Origin of the sequence: Massilia sp. BKSP1R2A-1, from assembly GCF_050586525.1 — a bacterium.
Classification (GTDB): Bacteria; Pseudomonadota; Gammaproteobacteria; order Burkholderiales; family Burkholderiaceae_D; genus Telluria.
Map to the genome: position 1 here is coordinate 252,263 of NZ_JBOBRE010000007.1, position 15,154 is coordinate 267,416.

Here is a 15,154-nt window from a genome sequence, read left to right on the forward strand (position 1 = left end):
GCCATGCCGGCATTTCGCTATGAAGCCGTCGACGCCGGCGGCGCGACCAGGAAGGGCGTGGTCAACGCCGACAGCCCGCGCTCGGCGCGCGCCGACCTGCGCACCCAGGGCCTCACGCCCTTGTCCGTGGAGCAGATCGCGGCCCAGGTCGATGAAAGCGGCGCTACCCGTTCGCGCGGCCTGGGCGAGCGCCTGTCCCAGGTCGAGCTGGCCCTGTTCACGCGCCAGCTCGCCAGCCTGCTGGAAGCCGGGCTGCCGCTCGAGCAGGCCTTTACCGCCCTGCTGGAACAGGCTGAGCGCCCCTATGTGCGCGACCTGATCGCCTCGATCCGTTCCGAGGTGATGGGCGGCGTGTCCTTCTCGTCGGCCCTGTCGCGCCACCCGCGCGACTTCGCCGAGATCTACCGCGCCCTGGTGTCCTCGGGCGAGCAGATCGGCCAGCTGGCGCGCGTGCTGTCGCGCCTGGCCGACTACATCGAGCGCCGCAACGCCCTGGTGCAGAAGGTGCGCCTGGCGTTTACCTACCCGGCGATCGTCACCGTGGTGGCCTTCGCCATCGTGATCTTCCTGCTCACCTACGTGGTGCCGCAGATCGTCTCGGTGTTTGCCAACACCAAGCAGAAGCTGCCCCTGCTCACGGTGATGATGCTGGCGATCTCGGATTTCGTGCGCGCCTACGGCATCTACATGGCCATCCTCATCGTCGGCGCCTTCTGGCTGTGGCGGCGCGCGCTGCGCAACCCCGATTTGAAACGCCGCTGGCACACCTGGCTGCTGAACGCGCCCGTGTACGGCAAGTTCGAGCGCAGCCTGAACACGGCGCGCTTCGCCAGCACCCTGGCGATCACCACCGGCTCGGGCGTGCCCATCCTGCGGGCGCTGGACACCAGCCGCGACACCCTGTCGAACGTCGCCATGCGCGAACTGGTCGAGCAGGCCACCGCCAGCGTGCGCGAGGGCGTGAGCCTGGCGCGCGCCTTGTCGGCGCAGAAGCATTTCCCGCCCATGCTGGTGCACATGATCCGCGCCGGCGAGATCACCGGCGAGCTGCCTGCCATGCTCGAGCGCGCGGCCAGTTCCCAGCAAGCCGATCTCGAGCGCCGCACGCTCACCATCGCCGGCCTGCTCGAGCCGGTGCTGATCCTGGCCATGGGCCTGGTGGTGCTCTTGATCGTGCTGGCGGTGCTGATGCCGATCATCGAAATCAACCAGCTGGTGCGCTAAGAAAAGAACACGGAAAAACAAAAAAACATGAACAAGCGTTTGCCCCTTCTCCTCACCGTGCTGGCCCTGATCCTGCTGGCGGCCTCGATCGCCTACTGGTTCCTGCAACTGTACCGGCCCGAGCAGCGCCCGCTGGCGCCGCCGCCCGCCGTGGCGCAAACCGAACCCAGCATGGACGCGGCAGCGACCCTGTTCGGCGGCCAGCCGGCGGCGGTGGCGATCTCGAACTACCAGCTGACCGGTGTGGTGGCGGCCGGCGCGAACAGCGCCGTCATCCTGGTGGCCGACGGCTCGCCGCCCAAGGCCGTGCGCATCGGCCGCGAGATCGTGCCGGGCGTGACCGTGGCCGAGGTGCATCCGCGCTATGTGATGCTGTCCGAAGGCGGCGTGATGAAGCGGGTCGACCTGGCGCCCGATACCGGACCGTCGCACAACGGTGGCGGCATTCCGCCGGCGCCGCGTCCCGAACCGGTGGCCGCCGAACCGGCCCCGGGCATCGAACCCCAGACCTCCCCGGGCGCCGTGGTGGCGCCGCCGGGCATGCAGCAGGGCGTGCCGGCGCAAGCCGTGCCGACCACCGGCCAGCCGCAGGTGGTGCCCGAGCCCCAGATGGACCAGGGCGCGGCCGACCAGTCCGGTCCGCCGCCCGACCAGCCGGCGCCGCCGCCGAACCAGACCCAGATGCCGCCGCCCACCCGGAACGTCAATCCGGGCCAGCCGGCGCCGGTGCAGTAAGCGATCAATGAAGAAGGCCGCAGCGATGCGGCCTTCGTCGTTCTGGCGCCGCTAGCTGCGCCGCAAGGCCGTGAAGGCCGCGAATTCCCAGGAGCGGAAACCCAGCAGCAGGGTGTAGCCTTCGCGGTCTTCCGGCGGCAGGCGGCGGTCGTTGCGGTGCAGGCGCGCCAGCTCGCCGGCCAGCTGGGCGATCTTCTGGCCCAGCTCCTGGGCGCTGGCGCTGGACAGGCGTGCGGGCAGGCACATCAGGGCTTCGCCCGGGCGGTTGAAGCCGCCCGCGAAGTAATCGGCCACCACGTGCTCGCGGAAAAAACGCTGCACCGGGCCGTCCGGCAGCCAGCGAAAGGCATTCGAGACCCGCAGGCTGTACCTGTTCAGGGGTTTCAGCTCGATCAGGCCCAGCCGGTCGAGCTCGGCAAGCAGGGTGATGGATTCGGCTTCCGTCAGGCGATAGGTCTCGATCACCTGTTCCAGCGACCAGTGCCCAAGGCAGCAGATCGCCATCAGGAGCAGGCGCGGATTGGCCACCAGCGAGGTTTCCTGCGGCAGGGTGAGGGCGTCGGCATGGGGCCGCGCATCGACCGCCCGGCGCAGCACGTCCTCCATGGCGATGCCGGTCACCTGGCAGATCTGCGCCAGCCGCGACAGCGCCATGTCCTTCTGCCCGAACATGCGCTTGACGCTCGATTCGCTCACCCCGATGCGCTCGGCCAGTCCCTTGTAGGTAATGCCGGTGGCGCGCAGTTCGGCGCGCAGGACGTCGAGGACCTGTTCGGGGGAGCTCATGGGTGTTCCTGTAATCGATGTTGTCGCTTGAATGTACCTGCGAACGGTGCGCTGAGCAATATGTAGGGTGGCACGGCTCCACCCGGCGATGTGATCGGCCCGCGTCGTAAGCGCCGCCCACGCGTTCAACCAGTGGATGAATGGAGGAGCGCGGGCAGCGGCACCGTGGTTTGAACGCGGGGGGGGGTAATGCGGGCTAATTGCCCGCATTACGAAATCGGGGCGCGGGTATGCACGCGTCCGGGTAGAGCCGCGCCACCCTACAAAAGCAAAAAAGGCGGACACGCTCGCGCGGTCCGCCAAGGGGATTCCATTGTCAGGAGAAGCGCCGGCCTACTCGTCGTCGTCCGCGACCAGCTTGGCCTTCTTCAGCATGCGCTTGGCCTCCTGCCGCTCGCTCGAGAGCGGCTTGGCGTGCGGCCCGGCGGAGCGGGCCTTGGCCAGCGCGGCGATCGGGTTGCGCGGCTTGCCGAATTGCTGCGACGGTTCCACGCGCAGCCGCATCTTCTGCCGCGTCGCCAGTGCCTTGTTCGCCATGCGCTTCTCCTCTGAACGGCTACAGCACGTACCTGGACAGGTCTTCGTTGACCGACAGCGCGTCCAGGCGCCCGTTGACGTAGGCGGCGTCGATCGTGACTACCTGCTCGCCCGCGGCGCCGGCCGTGAACGAGACTTCCTCGAGCAGTTTTTCCATCACCGTGTACAGGCGGCGTGCGCCGATGTTCTCGGTGCGCTCGTTGACGGAGAAGGCGATCTCGGCCAGGCGATGGATGCCGGATTCAAGGAAATCGACCTTCACGCCCTCGGTCGCGAGCAGGGCTTCGTACTGCTTGGTCAGGCTGGCGTCGGTCGAGGTCAGGATGCTCTTGAAATCCTCGATCGACAGCGATTCCAGTTCGACGCGGATCGGGAAGCGGCCCTGCAGTTCCGGGATCAGGTCCGAAGGTTTTGATAAGTGGAACGCGCCCGAGGCGATGAACAGGATGTGGTCGGTCTTGATCATGCCGTACTTGGTGTTCACCGTCGTGCCCTCGACCAGCGGCAGCAGGTCGCGCTGCACGCCGGCGCGCGAGACATCGGCGCCGCCGTGCTCGGAACGGGTAGCGATCTTGTCGATCTCGTCCAGGAACACGATGCCGTTCTGCTCGACGTTGGCGATGGCCTTCTGCTTCAGCTCATCCTCGTTGACAAGCTTGGCGGCCTCTTCGTCCACCAGCAGCTTCATCGCGTCCTTGATCTTCAGCTTGCGCGGCTTCTTGCGCGCATTGCCGACGCCGGCGAACATCGTCTTGATCTGCTCGGTCATTTCTTCCATGCCCGGCGGCGCCATGATTTCCATCTGCGGGCTTGGCTCGGCCACGTCGATCTCGATCTCGCGGTCGTCGAGCGAGCCTTCGCGCAGGCGCTTGCGGAAAGTCTGGCGGGTCGCGTCGCCTTCCTTGCTGTCGCCGTTGCTCACGTTGAAGCCGAAGTCGCGCGCCGGCGGCACCAGGATGTCGATGATGCGGTCTTCGGCGGCGTCCTCGGCGCGCTGGCGCACCTTCTTCTGCTCGCTCAGGCGGGTCTGCTTGACGCCGATGTCGATCAGGTCGCGGATGATGGTGTCGACGTCGCGGCCGACGTAGCCGACCTCGGTGAACTTGGTCGCTTCGATCTTGATGAAGGGCGCGTCGGCCAGCTTGGCCAGGCGGCGCGCGATCTCGGTCTTGCCGACGCCGGTCGGGCCGATCATCAGGATGTTCTTCGGGGTGATCTCGTGGCGCAGCGGTTCCTCGACCTGCTGGCGGCGCCAGCGGTTGCGCAGCGCGATCGCGACCGCGCGCTTGGCCTTGCCCTGGCCGACCACGTGCTTGTCCAGCTCCGAGACGATCTCGGGCGGCGTCATGTTCATGATGGGGGACGAGTTCATTCCAGGGTCTCGATGATGTGGTTCAGGTTGGTGTAGATGCACAGCTCGCCCGCGATGGTGAGCGACTTCTTCACGATTTCCGCGGGGGACATCTCGGTGTTCTCGTACAGGGCCTTGGCGGCCGAATGGGCGTACACGCCGCCCGAACCGATGGCGCCGAGGCTGTCCTCGGGTTCCAGCACGTCGCCGTTGCCGGTGATGATCAGGGTCGATTCGCGGTCCGCGACCAGCAGCATGGCCTCGAGCTTGCTCAGCATGCGGTCGGTGCGCCAGTCCTTGGCCAGTTCGACCGAGGCGCGCAGCAGGTTGCCCTGGTGCTTTTCCAGCTTGGCTTCGAAGCGGTCGAGCAGGGTGAAGGCGTCGGCGGTGGCGCCGGCGAATCCGCACAGGACCTTGCCCTGGTACAGCTTGCGCACCTTGCGCGCCGAGCCCTTCATGACGACGTTGCCCAGCGTGACCTGGCCATCGCCGCCCAGCGCGACTTGCTCGCCGCGCCTCACGCTGACGATGGTGGTGCCGTGAAATTGTTCCATATTAAGCCTCGTGGTTGTCTAGCCACCCGCAGATGGGGCGCATGGACCGGATTGCAAGACGGCCGAGTTCAAAAACTGTCGAGCTGGCAAAACGACCGGCGCGGGGCCGGCAAGGACTCAATAACGGTGCGGATACAGGCGGATGGCGCCGGTGTCGACCTCGCCTGCTGCGCCGTCCTGGGCGAAGCCGAGCAGGCGCAGCAGGGCCGCGACGAGGTGGTTCAGCTCGCGCAGCTCGATGTCGCGGCCCTGGGCCGCATGTGCACGCAGGCGCGACTGCAGGGCGCTCGCGCAGGCATAGTCCATGCGCGCCAGGCGCGAGCAGTCCAGCACCAGCAGCGCGCGTCCCTCGGCATAGGCGTCGATGGCATCGAGCAGCGCGGCGCTGGGGCCGCCCGCCACCGGCGGCAGCAGGAAGCGGTCGCCCTTCACCGGGGCCGGCGCGGCGGTGCTGACGCGCTTCGGCGTTTCGAAGGAGGGCGGCGAGACTTCGAAGGTGACGCAGTAATCCATCGCCGACTCTTCGAAATCCTTCTCGCGGTTGGAGAGCAGCAGCAGTTCGAGCAGCAGCAGCCAGGGCGCTTCGCCGGGACTGCGGTCGCCGACAGGCAGCATCGGGCGCAGCACGCCGAGGAGGGTGTCGGCGCCGGCCAGCACCAGCTCGCGTCCGTCCTTGCGCAGCGCCTGCAGGGCGGACAGCAGGCCGGCGCAGCCCTCCGGCGTGACGCTGCGCACGGCGCCCAGGTCGATCCGCACGAGGGGCGCGCTGGAAGCGAGCAGGCGCTGCAGGCGCGGCGCGGCGCTGCTGTCGAGCACGGCGCCGAAGGCTTCGCTGGCGGCGATGCCGGTGACGAGCAGGGGCGCTTCCGTCGGCAGCAGGGGCTGCCAGGCCGGCGGCGAGGTCTCGAAATGGCTGGCGTAGTCGATCGCGAGGCTTTCGAAGTCCGCTTCGCGGCCCGTGGCCTGGTAGAGGTCGAACAGCATCCACCAGGGCAGGCGCTCGCCGCGGCCGAAGTCCTGCAGGCTGTCGCGCAGCAGCGCTTCGGCAGCTGCCGCCTGGCCGTTGGCATACAGGATGGCGCTTTCCTCGACCGCCGGGGCGCTGGCGGGCGGGACGGGGGGCTCGAGCGCTTCTTCCGGCTCGGGCGGGGAGATCACAGGCGCATTCGCGGCCGCGGGACGGCGCGCGCTGCCCCAGGCCGGCTCGTCGTCGAAGATGTCGGAGGCCATGGCCAGCTCGATCTCGTCGATCTTGGCGGCGGTGGCGCGCGCGATGGCGCGCTGGCGTTCGCGCTCCGCTTCACTGTCGAGGCGCGAGGGCTCACCCGCGCGCAGGCGCGTGTCCGGCATGACGAAGATGTCGTCGGCCGGCGCGTCGTTCTTTTTCTTCAGGAAGGAGAACAGCCCCATTGTCGATAGTAGAGGATGAAGGAGTCAGCGTGCAGAACGGTAGCACGGCTGCGCTGGATGCGTCCTGCGCGCACGCCTGCGCCACGCGGGACCATGCATGCGCTAGTGTATCCGATGGGAAATAAAAAGGTATGCACGTACGGCACGTAGAAACACGTAAAGCACGCGAAACATCTACTCGGGGATTGTAGATACAGGAAACAAAAAAGGCATGCGCTTGCGGCGCATGCCTTTCCTTGGGAGCAGACCGGAATCAGTCGCCGTACAGCTTTTGCTTCAATTCGCGGCGCTGCTGGGCTTCCAGCGACAGGGTCGCGGTCGGGCGGGCGATCAGGCGCGGCACGCCGATCGGTTCGCCGGTTTCGTCGCAGTATCCGTACTCGCCGGCCTCGATGGCGGCAAGCGACTGCTGGACCTTCTTGAGCAGCTTGCGTTCGCGGTCGCGGGTGCGCAGTTCCAGCGCGTGTTCTTCTTCGATGGTGGCGCGGTCGGCCGGGTCCGGGACCAGCACGGTTTCGCGCAGGTGCTCGGTGGTTTCGCCGGCGTTCTTCAACAGTTCCTTCTCGAGCTCCTGCAGGCGGTTACGGAAGAACGCCAGCTGGGCCGGATTCATGTAGTCGTCGTCGCTCATCGCCCGAATTTCTTCTTCCGTCAGAAGGCGTTCTTCGAGCTGCGCGGCGGTATTCGGTTTCGTTGTTTTAGTCATGATGCCTTCGATACGACAGAGGTTTTCATTTTAGCAGCTAACTCAGCAATAGCACTTTTACAACAGGTGCGTGCGAGAGCTGCTGCCCGGACGGCGACCGCCGTCCTTCACTGCCTGCTCCCCACCCTGGACGAGGTGGGTTGCCCGGATGCGGCTGCTGCCGCCGGCCGTCCCGCCAACTACCGTGGCAGGCCGTCAAACGGGCCCGGGCGTGCCCGCAAAACTGATGTAGTTTATACCAAACACTGTTCAAGTCCGGCGATAAATACGTCTTTTGGTAAATTTTTACCAATAAAGACCATTTTACTGGCGCGCGGTTCGCCATCGATCCACTTTGCGCCCAGGTCGCTGCCCATGATTTGATGCACGCCCTGGAACACGACCTTGCGGTCGGCGCCCGCCATCGACAGCACGCCCTTGTAGCGCAGCATCTGCGGGCCGAAGACCTGCACCATGCTGCCCAGGAACTGGTCGAGGCGCTCCGGATCGAAGGCGCGTTCGCTCTTGAACACGAAGGCGGCGATGTCGTCGGTGTGGTGGCTATGGTGGTGGTCCTGGTGGCCGCAGGCTTCGCCGTGGGCGTGGTCGTGGCCGCAGTGCTCACCGTGCTCGTGATCGTGGTCGTGCGCGTGATCATGATCGTGCTCGTCGGCGCGCAGGAAGTCCGGGTCGATCTCCAGCTTGTCGTTCAGGTTGAAGCCGCGCAAGTCCAGCACGTCCGAGATCGGCGCGCGGCCGAAGTCGCTCGTGGCGATCGGGGCGCGCGGATTGATGCGGTGCAGGCGCGTCTTCAATGCGTCGATCGCGGCGGCGTCGACCAGGTCGGTCTTCGACAGCAGGATCTTGTCGGCGAAGCCCACCTGGCGCTGGGCTTCCTCGTGCTGGTCCAGCTGCATCATGGCGTGGCGCGCATCGACGACGGTCACCACGGCATCTAACATATAGTTAGCGCCCACTTCCTCGTCCACGAAGAAGGTCTGGGCCACCGGGCCGGGGTTGGCCAGGCCGGTGGTCTCGATCACCACCCGGTCGAAGGCGATTTCGCCGGCGGCGCGCTTCTGCGCCAGGTTCGTCAGCGCCACGATCAGGTCGCCGCGCACGGTGCAGCAGATGCAGCCATTGTTCATCTCGACGATCTGCTCGCCGGTGTCGCGCACCAGGATCTCATTGTCGATGTTTTCCTGGCCGAATTCGTTCTCGATGACGGCGATGCGCAGGCCGTGCTCCTCGTGCAGGATGCGGTTGAGGAGGGTGGTCTTGCCTGCGCCGAGGAAGCCGGTCAGGATGGTGCTCGGGATGGGTGCCATATTCGCTATGCGTCCGGTTGGGCCCGTGCTGGGGCCGGAGAATCGGGGGATTATGCCGGATTTCTTGCAACACCACCATCAACCGTGCAGTGTCTTGACGCAGCTCATGTCATTGAAGCGGACTCCGCTCGCCAATTGCGCCCTGTCCGCTATTTGCTCTTTGCGCGCGGATGGGCCTTGTCGTATACCGCGGCCAGGTGCTGGAAGTCGAGCGCCGTATACACCTGGGTCGAGGTGATGCTGGCATGGCCGAGCAGCTCCTGCACCGCGCGCAAATCACCCGAGGACTGCAGCACATGCGAGGCGAAGGAGTGGCGCAGGACGTGCGGATGCACATGCACCGGCGTGCCCGCGCGCAGGGCGTGGGCTTTCAGGCGCGTCTGTACCACCCGCGGCGTGATGCGCACGCCGCGCGCCGACAGGAACAGCGCGGTGCTGCCATCGCGCGCGGCGGGCCGCACGGCCAGCCAACGTTGCAGCGCTTCGCGCGCGGGGCCGCCGACGGGCACCCGCCGCATCTTGCCGCCCTTGCCTGTGACCACGACTTCGCCGGCCTGGGCATCGAGCCAGCCGAGCGAGGCGGGAACACCATGGCCGCCTTCGGTATAGACCATGTCGAGGCCGGTGAGTTCCGAGACCCGCAGGCCGCTCGAATACAGCAGCTCGAACATGGCGCGGTCGCACAGTTCGGCCGGTTCCGGATGGCCGTGGCGGTTCGCTTCCATCAGCTGCACCGCGTCGTCGACCGACAGGGCCTTCGGCAGGGTCTTGGGCCGGCGCGGGGCGCGCACGCCGTCGACCGGGTTGGCGGCCAGCGCTACGCGCTGCGACAGCCAGTCATAGAAGCCGCGCCAGCCGGACAGCTTGCGCGCGATCGAGCGCGCGGACTGGCCGCCAGCGTGCAGCCTGGCGGCGAAGCGGCGGATATCGTGGTGGGACAGGCGCGCCCAGTCGGCGTGGCCGGCAAGCTGGGCCAGCTCCTGCAGGTCGCGCCGGTAGGCGGCGACGGTGTGCGGCGACAGCTGGCGCTGGGTGGCCAGCTCGCCGAGGTAGCGCGCCGGCCAGTCGTCCCGGCTGTCCGCCGTCTCAGGCATGCTCAGGCGCGGAGCGTGGCCAGCGCGGTGCTGGCGGTGGCGGCGATGTGGACCAGGAAGTCGGTCGCCATGGTCGCGGTGAAGCGGTCGTCGTTCGGGGCGCCCAGCACCAGCAGGCCGAAGGTCTTGCCTCCAGCCACCAGCGGCATCAGGACCGTCGAACGCACCGCGGCCGGGTCGTCGAGCCAGCGCACCGCCTCGAAGTCGTTGTTCAGGCCGCAGTAGGGCGCGCGCAGGCTGGCGGCGAACAGGCGCGCGTCATCCGACACGCCCTCGGTAAACCAGGTGCCGGCGTATTCCGGGGCCAGGTTCCACAGGCGCAGGGTCACTTGCGGGACCATGAATTCGGTGCGCAGCGCATCGACCAGGTCGCGCGCCATCGCGGCGCCGCCCTTCGAGGCGAGCAGGGCCTGGTTCCAGGCGTGGAAGCGGTTGGCGATCGCGTGGTTTTCCTCGGCGCGGCGGGTCAGTTCGGCCAGGCGCAGCTCGAGCACGCGGTACTTGTCGCGCATGACTTCCATCTGGCGTTCCTGCAGCGACACCGCGCGGCCGGTCAGCGGGCTCGACAGCTTGACTTCGCCCAGCAGGCCGGCGTGCTCTTCGAAGAACTGCGGGTGGTCGATGAGGTATTGGGCGACGGCGTTGGCGTCGAGTACGTCAGTGGTCATGAATGCTCGATGGAAGTGGAGGGACATCAAAGTGTCATTTTACCCGACCGCCGCATGGCATCGGGCGACGACCCGGGAACATAAAAAAAGACGCCCCGCAGGGCGTCTCGTATGGCAAGCGTCGCCGGATCAGAAGCGGTGGCGGATGCCGATCTGCAGCGCGCGGCCGTCTTCGCCCGGCGACTTGGTGAAGCCGCCCGGGTTGCCCGAGGTGCCCGGCGAGTACTGTGCCAGGCCATCGTTCTTGATGAAGGACACGACGGTGTACAGGTCGGTGCGCTTCGACAGGAAGTGGTCGTAGCCCAGCGCGTACAGGTTGGCGTCGCTGTTGGTCTCGGTACGGTCGTTCTGGTGCGCGTACTGGGCCATGATGCGGCCGCTGCCGATCTTGTAGTGCACGCCGGCCTGGTAGCTGTTGGCGTCCTGGCGCGTGTTGTTGCGGATCGCGTTCAGGAAGATGTTACGCAGCGCAGTGCGGTTGGCTGCCGGCACGCCCTGTGCGGTCAGGGCCGGTACCACGCCCGCATCCCAGCCATTGGTGTAATCGGCGATCAGGACCGAATTCGAGTTGCGCTGGCTGTGGAAGCCCGCGAAGAACTTCCAGGTGTCGTTCGGCGCGTAGGAGCCGCCCACGGTGGTGGTGCGCAGGCTCGGACGGTTCAGCTGGTCGTAGCCGTGGTTGTAGCCGATGCCGACGTCGAAGCCGTTGGCGGTGTAGGTGACGGCGCCGGCGCGGAACTTGTTGTAGCGGCCCAGGTAGCCCGAACCCTTCGGACCGTACATGACCGAGGCGCCGATGCCGTTCGGCAGCGCGATGCGGTACTGGATGGCTTCCTGCGAGCGGATGTCGGCGCCCAGCGCGGTGAAGCCTGCGGTGCCGCCGGTGACGTGACCCCAGGTGCCGCCGGTGCCCGACTCGAAGGTGTCGGCCTTGTTGAAGACTTCGTAGCCCGGGGTGTACATGCGGCCCAGCAGGATGGCGCCGACCGGGGTGATCAGGCCGACCATCGCGGTGCGGTCGAACAGCGCGCGCTCCTGGTTGACGGCCGGGCCGCCCGGCGGCTGGATCAGGTTCTGCAGGTTCGACAGGATCGCCGGCGGGATGCCGTTCATGCCGCGCAGCAGATAGGTGCCCGGATTGTCGTTCATCAGGGTCGGCTGCTGGGTGCCGGTGTCGAGTTCGACACGGGCTTCCAGGTTGAAGATCGCCTTGTAGCCGTTGCCGAGGTCTTCGGTGCCCTTGAAGCCGATGCGCGAGCCGTCGGCGCCGCCGCTGTAGATCTTGGTCGGGCCGCCCTTCTGCCACATGACGCCGGCGTCGGCGATACCGTAGATCTGCACGCTGGTCTGCGCGAAGGCCGAGGTTGCGAAACAGGTGCCGATCAGCGCGGCCAGGATACTCTTCTTCATTGCGTCTCCATGTTATTTTGCGAACGAGCGTTTGGTAACTCGTCTTGGCAATATGCCATTGCTTCTGCGCACTGTACAGACCCACCTCATGCGTGATGCGGTGCTCATGCTTAACGTTGCTGAAATACTACAAAACATCAGCAAATGCGCTGTCAACAGCGTCTAAAAACGAAAGGGCGGACATGGTTGCCCATGCCCGCCCCTGTGCCAGGGAGGCCCTGCGGCCCGCCCATCGGCGATGTTCAGCTTAGAACGAGTGGTTCACGCCGACGTCGTAGTGGTTGACGGTGGTCGGCTGGGAGGTCAGGCCCTTCTTGCGCGACGCGTCCACGTAGAGGTAGGTGCGCTTCGACAGGCTGTACTCGTAGCCCAGCGACAGCTGCTTGACCTTCTCCATGCCGTCCTGGTCTTTCTGGCCATAACCGGCCAGGAACTTGCCCGGGCCCATGGTGTAGTTCGCGCCCACGACCCATGCCTTGGTGTCCGGGTTGATCAGGCGGTTCTCTTCCTGGTCTTGCGCCGAGTACAGGGCCATCAGCTTCAGTTCCGGGGTGGCGGCGACCGATGCGCCGATCGACCAGACCTTCGATTCGATGGCGTTACGCTCGTAGGCGCCCATGAAGGCCAGCGGACCGTTGTTGTAGGTGCCGGTGATCGAGTACGGGTTGGCCGACGCCTGCGCGCCCACCGGGAACTGCGGGTTGGCTGCGGTGCCGCGGCCGATGATGGCTGGGCCGCCGCCGCCCTCCTTGGTGGCGATCGCCGCGTTCAGCTGGAAGCCGCTGGTGACCGGCGAGTTGTACCAGACTGCGTTCGAGAAGCGGTTGTTCGAGTAGCCGGCCACGTCCAGCGGCTGCGAGTTGAAGCCTGCGACGGCGATGTCGGTCCAGAAGCCGGCCGGGCTCGGCGAAGCGTGGAACGGCTCGAAGGCGCCCACGGTTTCGTGGAGCGGGGTCAGGCCGCGGCCGATGCGGACCATGCCGAAGTCGCCCTGCAGGCCGACGCGGCTCTGGCCCTGGAACAGCGGACGCTGGGCGCCGTTGCCGCCGACTTCATTGGTGCCGGTGTCCGGCTCGTAACGCATTTCCAGCTGGAACAGGGCCTTGAGGCCGTTGCCCAGTTCTTCAGTGCCCTTGAAACCCAGGGTGTTCGAGGCACGCTTGCCGATGTTCAGGCTCTGGCCGCTGCGCTTGATCAGGCCGGCGTCGATGGTGCCGTAGATTTGAACCGAGGTTTGTGCATGGGCCACGCCGGCGAATGCGCCGAGCAGTGCGATGGCCATGAGGGAGTGTTTCATTGTTCGTATTCCTTTTCTTAAGTCTATAGCGTCATCCTTGGCATTGAGGCTCGTGTGCTGAATGCCCGGATAAGCTGCACCTTAAATGCTTGAGTCGTCAAGATTGTCGGTTTTGTCAATTATGAAGGGGTGACTTGGCCGAAAGCCAATAAATCCAATCGTGCTGTTGTATTTTTGAAACGCGTGTCAAAAAGATGTAACAAATTGCTTCAAAGCTACAGCCGAGTTCGGCAAGCGCAGGGTTTGCGCCGCCTCAAGGAAGGCCGGAATTGCAAGAGGAATGCCACCGGTCGCGGCTTAGACTCTGCGTCACATTGCGTGCGTGTCGGCGACGAATGTTGATTTCTTGTATATTGGCAACTTTGGGCATGGCCTTTGTTGCGCCGCCCGGTTGCCTGGCGATTTCGCCGCTCCCGCCGCCGCGCCGCGTACCGAACCCATACCCATGAATCACAATGGCTAACCGCGAAGAACTGGCGATCATCCGCAATGCCCGCGCCGGACAGGCCGCCGCCCAGCTCGCGCTGGGCAAGCTCTACCTGTTCGGCAGCGCCGGCCTCCCGCAAAGCCTGCCGACCGCCCTGCACTGGCTGGAGCGGGCCGCGCGCCAGGACTGCCAGCAGGCCTGGCAGCTGATCGGCGACCACATTCCGCTGGAACTGGCACAGGGCAGCGCGCAAGCGCTCGCACCGTGGTACGAACGCGCCTACGACGACGGCAGCGTGCACGCCGGGCTGGTATTCGCCCAGCTCGTGCTCGACACCATCGACACCGGCGTCGCGCCGGGGCCGCAGCATGGCAAGGCGCAGCGCGCCCTCGAGGATGCGGCGCGCGCGGGCTTCCCCGCCGCCCAGTGGCTGCTGGCGCGCCGGCGCGAGCTGGCTGCCGCCCCGGCCCGCCAGGCCCGGGCCGATGCCGCCGCCGCGCCGCCCAGCGGCAGGCCGACGGCGGCCAGCCAGGGCTGGCTGCGGCGCGCCGCCGACAACGGTGTCGCCGAAGCCCAGGCCGCCGTGCTCGAACAGGCCTGGGAGGCCGGCCACTGGGACGATTACCTGGCGCGCGCCCTGCCGCTGGCGCGGGCGCTGGTGGCGGCCGCTTCCAGCCGCGGCCAGTTGCAGCGCCTGGCGCCCGGCGACATCGCCCTGCTGTCGCGGGTGGCGCGCCTGCTCGACGGCCGCCACGGCCCGGCGCCCGCGCCCGGCGAACCGCTGTGTTTCTGGGAACTCGCCGCGGCCGAACACGACCGCCACGCCCAACTGGCCATGGGCCTGCGCTGCGCCCGCATGGGCATCGACGGACGCCGCGTGGCCGGCGGCGGCGGGGCGGCCAATTTTAAAAAGGCGATCCGCTGGCTGACGCTGGCGGGCGAACAGGGTTTGCCGGAAGCCTGGTATGCGCTGTCGCGCATCTATATCAAGCCGGAATTCTCGCAGCGCAATGTGGCCGACGCCCAGCGCCACCTCGAGCGCGCCGCCGAGATGGGCTATGCCGACGCCCAGCTCGAATGCGGCAACAATGCCTGGCGCGCGCGCCGCGAGAACGAGAACAACGACGTGCGCGCGGCCTACTGGCTGCAGAAGGCGGCCGCCCAGGGTTCGGGCGCTGCAGCCGCACTGCTGAGCAAGATCGCGCCGCGCCTGTCCGCGCCGCCCTATCTCGAGGCCGGCAATCTGTTCGCCAGCTACCAGGCCAGCCAGCGCAACGGGTCGCGCGATGCCGCTCCGGCGCATCCGCTGCTGGCGGCGCGCCTGGAACTGGCTGCCCTGTTCAATCTGTCGCGCGCCGAGGCGCTGCTGCTGGACGTGCCGGCAGCCGACCAGGGCCACTGCCTGGTGATCGACATCCGCGCCAGTTACGGACGCAGCAAGCGGCGGCTGGTGCTGGTCGAGACGGCGCAGGAACGCATCGCGCTCGACCGGATCGGGCGGCTGTTCGAGCAGATCGACTGCGGGCCGTCGGGGCCGGAGGGGAATTATCGGCAGCGCTTGTACCGGCTGCGGACCTTGCTGGGAACGTCAGCAAAGGGAGATGAGGAAGGCCATGCCGAGACGGAGATCGGGATGGCAGCGTAAAGG

The 15,154-nt window shown here is 66.8% G+C and carries 14 protein-coding genes; 3 read left to right on the forward strand and 11 right to left on the reverse strand.

Features of this window, described 5'->3' with window-relative positions:
- Window positions 1-3 precede the first annotated feature (3 nt).
- Both gspF and ACQ7JA_RS13295 read left to right on the forward strand, forming a co-directional pair.
- Window positions 4-1,224: a type II secretion system inner membrane protein GspF gene (gspF, locus tag ACQ7JA_RS13290; protein WP_430898398.1), complete on the forward strand. Its 1,221-nt coding sequence runs from the start codon at window positions 4-6 to the stop codon at window positions 1,222-1,224.
- 27 nt (window positions 1,225-1,251) lie between these two features.
- Window positions 1,252-1,959 (forward strand): hypothetical protein, encoded by a 708-nt coding sequence (locus ACQ7JA_RS13295; protein ID WP_430898400.1) that lies wholly within the window; start codon window positions 1,252-1,254, stop codon window positions 1,957-1,959.
- A 51-nt stretch (window positions 1,960-2,010) separates the two neighbouring features.
- On the opposite strand, the gene ACQ7JA_RS13300 is transcribed toward ACQ7JA_RS13295, so the two are convergent.
- The 11 genes from ACQ7JA_RS13300 to ACQ7JA_RS13350 all read right to left on the reverse strand — a co-directional run bounded on the left by ACQ7JA_RS13300 (window position 2,011) and on the right by ACQ7JA_RS13350 (window position 13,079).
- On the reverse strand, window positions 2,011-2,745 hold the full coding sequence (locus tag ACQ7JA_RS13300) for a helix-turn-helix domain-containing protein (protein WP_430898402.1): 735 nt from the start codon (window positions 2,743-2,745) through the stop codon (window positions 2,011-2,013).
- 333 nt (window positions 2,746-3,078) lie between these two features.
- Entirely contained in the window at window positions 3,079-3,282 is a 204-nt protein-coding gene (locus tag ACQ7JA_RS13305; RefSeq protein ID WP_258826570.1) for a hypothetical protein, read from the reverse strand.
- Between the two features lie 19 nt (window positions 3,283-3,301).
- Window positions 3,302-4,636 carry an ATP-dependent protease ATPase subunit HslU gene (gene hslU / locus ACQ7JA_RS13310; protein ID WP_430898487.1) on the reverse strand — a complete coding sequence of 445 codons (1,335 nt, stop codon included), beginning with the start codon at window positions 4,634-4,636 and terminating at the stop codon, window positions 3,302-3,304.
- A 14-nt stretch (window positions 4,637-4,650) separates the two neighbouring features.
- A complete protein-coding gene (gene hslV / locus ACQ7JA_RS13315) occupies window positions 4,651-5,187 on the reverse strand; it encodes an ATP-dependent protease subunit HslV (protein WP_430898405.1) in 537 nt (178 codons plus the stop codon).
- A gap of 117 nt (window positions 5,188-5,304) precedes the next feature.
- Window positions 5,305-6,597: an STAS domain-containing protein gene (locus tag ACQ7JA_RS13320; RefSeq protein WP_430898407.1), complete on the reverse strand. Its 1,293-nt coding sequence runs from the start codon at window positions 6,595-6,597 to the stop codon at window positions 5,305-5,307.
- 253 nt (window positions 6,598-6,850) lie between these two features.
- Window positions 6,851-7,303, reverse strand: a complete 453-nt coding sequence (gene dksA, locus ACQ7JA_RS13325) for an RNA polymerase-binding protein DksA (RefSeq protein WP_430898409.1) — start codon at window positions 7,301-7,303, stop codon at window positions 6,851-6,853.
- 233 nt (window positions 7,304-7,536) lie between these two features.
- Window positions 7,537-8,610 carry a CobW family GTP-binding protein gene (locus ACQ7JA_RS13330; RefSeq protein WP_430898411.1) on the reverse strand — a complete coding sequence of 358 codons (1,074 nt, stop codon included), beginning with the start codon at window positions 8,608-8,610 and terminating at the stop codon, window positions 7,537-7,539.
- A gap of 149 nt (window positions 8,611-8,759) precedes the next feature.
- Window positions 8,760-9,704: a tyrosine recombinase XerC gene (gene xerC, locus ACQ7JA_RS13335; protein WP_430898415.1), complete on the reverse strand. Its 945-nt coding sequence runs from the start codon at window positions 9,702-9,704 to the stop codon at window positions 8,760-8,762.
- A gap of 2 nt (window positions 9,705-9,706) precedes the next feature.
- Window positions 9,707-10,372: a DUF484 family protein gene (locus tag ACQ7JA_RS13340; RefSeq protein WP_430898417.1), complete on the reverse strand. Its 666-nt coding sequence runs from the start codon at window positions 10,370-10,372 to the stop codon at window positions 9,707-9,709.
- A 129-nt stretch (window positions 10,373-10,501) separates the two neighbouring features.
- Window positions 10,502-11,782, reverse strand: coding sequence for a porin (locus ACQ7JA_RS13345; protein WP_430898419.1), 1,281 nt, complete (start codon window positions 11,780-11,782; stop codon window positions 10,502-10,504).
- Window positions 11,783-12,029: 247 nt separating this feature from the next.
- On the reverse strand, window positions 12,030-13,079 hold the full coding sequence (locus ACQ7JA_RS13350; RefSeq protein WP_430898421.1) for a porin: 1,050 nt from the start codon (window positions 13,077-13,079) through the stop codon (window positions 12,030-12,032).
- A gap of 455 nt (window positions 13,080-13,534) precedes the next feature.
- On the opposite strand from ACQ7JA_RS13350, the gene ACQ7JA_RS13355 reads away from it, so the two are divergent.
- Window positions 13,535-15,151 (forward strand): tetratricopeptide repeat protein, encoded by a 1,617-nt coding sequence (locus ACQ7JA_RS13355; protein WP_430898423.1) that lies wholly within the window; start codon window positions 13,535-13,537, stop codon window positions 15,149-15,151.
- Window positions 15,152-15,154: the final 3 nt, after the last annotated feature.